The sequence below is a fragment of the Hymenobacter lapidarius genome, from assembly GCF_001816145.1.
GTDB classification, from domain to species: domain Bacteria; phylum Bacteroidota; class Bacteroidia; order Cytophagales; family Hymenobacteraceae; genus Hymenobacter; species Hymenobacter lapidarius.
The window spans coordinates 1-2320 of sequence record NZ_MDZB01000014.1 but is presented as its reverse complement, the minus strand read 5'-3'; the positions used below and the strand labels follow the sequence as shown (position 1 = coordinate 2320).

Annotated in this window: 3 protein-coding genes; 2 read left to right on the top strand and 1 reads right to left on the bottom strand. The window is 61.3% G+C overall.

Annotated features, from left to right (window positions below; genetic code table 11):
* Together BEN47_RS00650 and BEN47_RS00645 are read left to right on the top strand one after the other, a co-directional pair.
* Nucleotides 1–670, top strand: a 670-nt coding sequence (locus tag BEN47_RS00650; protein WP_139147330.1) for a TolC family protein, incomplete at its 5' end; no start/stop codon positions are given.
* Between the two features lie 38 nt (nucleotides 671–708).
* Complete coding sequence (locus BEN47_RS00645; RefSeq protein ID WP_070724281.1) at nucleotides 709–1404, top strand: DUF1361 domain-containing protein; 696 nt, start codon at nucleotides 709–711, stop codon at nucleotides 1402–1404.
* 17 nt (nucleotides 1405–1421) lie between these two features.
* Here the strand turns inward: BEN47_RS00645 and BEN47_RS22585 are convergent, their stop codons facing one another.
* The gene (locus BEN47_RS22585) at nucleotides 1422–2237 is read right to left on the bottom strand and encodes a DUF1810 domain-containing protein (RefSeq protein WP_317039441.1); all 816 of its coding nucleotides are present in this window, start codon (nucleotides 2235–2237) and stop codon (nucleotides 1422–1424) included.
* Between the last annotated feature and the right edge of the window lie 83 nt (nucleotides 2238–2320).

Here is a 2320-nt window from a genome sequence, read left to right as displayed (position 1 = left end):
GCCGCCCGCCACGGCCTGGTACCCGCTGCCGCCCGACTCGCTGGCCGCCCTGGCCGCCCGGGCCCAGCAAGCCAACCCCGACCTGGTGAAAACCCGCGTCAAGCAGGTGCAGCTCGGCCTGGAAAACCGCCTGCTGCTCAACAAGCTGCTGCCCAAGCTCAACTTCGACTACAACCTGCTGCTGCCTGGCCAGCCCTTCGCCCTCGAAAACAACCCCCGCCCGTTTCAGGGCGGCTACTCGGCCAACAACTACAAGCTGGGGGTGAGCCTGGCCTACCCCCTGCTGCTGCGGGCCGAGCGGGCCAAGCGTCAGCTCAACCAGGTGAAGCTGCGCGAGGCCGGCTTCCAGCTCGACCAGGACCAGCGCCAGGTAGACAACGCCGTGCAGGTGGCCGCCAACGAATGGCAGGCCCTGCTCGAACAGCTGGCCATCCAGGAACAGGCCGTGCGCAACTACGAAGTGCTGCGCAACGGCGAAAGCATCCGCTTCGACAACGGCGAGAGCACCGTGTTTCTCATCAACTCCCGCGAGGCCAGCCTGCTGGCCGCCCGCCAAAAGCTGGCCGAGTTGCAGGCCAAGTACGCCCAAACCCAGGCCCAGCTGCGCTTCGCGGTGGGCGGCAACGAAGCGGCGTCCTTGGGTTTTGACGCGCTGCCTGGGTCCGAATAGACTTCAGAGCCCGGGTTGTTCGCAGTACCTTTAAGCGTATGCCCGCCCCGCTCCGCTCCAGCCTGCCTTTTTCCCGCGCCCGGCTCACCCTGGTTTTTGTGCTGATGGTGTCCCTCACCCTGAGCATTTTGCTGGTGGCCGGCCGGGTGGTGATGACAGGCAAGCTGCTGTTCCTGTTTTTGATTTGGAACCTGTTCCTAGCCGTTATTCCGTTTGCACTGAGCACGCTGCTGAGCATTTCGGCGGGCCGGCTGCGGGCCCGCCTGCTGCTGCCGGTGAGCGCGGCGTGGCTGCTGTTTTTTCCCAACGCGCCTTACCTGCTCACCGACCTGTTCCACCTCAACGCCCGCCCCGGCGTGCCGCTCTGGTACGACCTGGCCCTGATACTGAGCTGCGCCTGGAACGGCCTGATGCTGGCCTACGCCTCGCTCTCGGACATGCAGCGGCTGGTGCAGGTGCGGCTGGGCGTGTGGACGGGCTGGGGATTTGCCGCGGTGGCGCTGCTACTCAGCAGCTTCGGCATTTACCTGGGCCGCTACCTGCGCTTCAACTCCTGGGACGTGCTCACCAACCCGCTCACGCTGTTCTACGACATCATCAACCGGATACTCAACCCGTTCGCTTTCCCCGGCACCTGGGGCGTGACGCTGGTTTTTGGACTATTCCTGCTCATTGGCTACGCCACGGTGCGCCTGCTGGGCCGGGACCACGAGCAGCCGTCTGAGCTGGGTTAAACCAGCGCTGTTCTTCTCTACTGCGCGGCTACAATGCGCAGGGTTTTATCATCCGGGCTTCCCTGGTAAAACTTGTTCAGTACCTGCTGGAAAACCGGGTCGGTGCCCACCAACGCGAACAGCGTCATCGAGGACTTGAGCTTCAAATCGTCCGGGCTGCCCAGAATGTGACGCGCATCAGCTGATTCCAACCTGAGCAGCGCGCGGCTAATTTCAAGCAGCCGACTGCCCAGAACCGGGTGCGCCAGATAAGCCGCGGCTTCCCGCACATCGGCCAATGCGTAGAACCGGGCCGTTTCGCTTAAGCCCAGCCCTTGGATTTGCGGAAAAATATACCACATCCAATGGCTGCGCTTTTTGCCGTTTTTGATTTCTGAAAGCGCCGTTTGGTAAGATGAGGCTTGCGCGTCGACAAAGCGCTGCATGTTGTTTGTTGTACCCATAATGGTTGGTTGAATGGAGCGTAGAACCACGCGGGCTGGTGCCTGCATGGGCAGCAAGGTGCCGCATTTTAGCTTTTCGCTTTGGCCAAAACCGTGTACCACAGCCCCGGCAATGCCAACAAAACAAGGGCCACCGGCAGGAACCACCCGCCCAATCCACCCGCTTGGCCAGTGGCCGTTTGGTAGGTGCGGAATACGAGCAAGAGGAACACGAGCGCAATGCCGGTTTTCAAGCCCTGCAACAGCTGCACCGCGCCGCGGTAATTGCCCGGGGCATTGGTTGCCGTGATGGTTGAGGGATAATTTAACGCGTGCGGAAACTTGCTCAGTGCCGTTATCCCAACAAACAACACCGTGGCTACTAATGGCAGTATTAGGACGCGTGAACAATTAAAGTAGCTTTGAAGATGCAAAAAGACCGCACATTACTCACTGACGCGCACTGGCAACGCCTTTCACCGCTCTTACCGGGC

Bases quoted from the DNA above. Each gene is read 5' to 3' on its own strand.
- BEN47_RS00645 (WP_070724281.1), top strand. From the start codon at position 709: ATGCCCGCCCCGCTCCGCTCCAGCCTGCCTTTTTCCCGCGCCCGGCTC.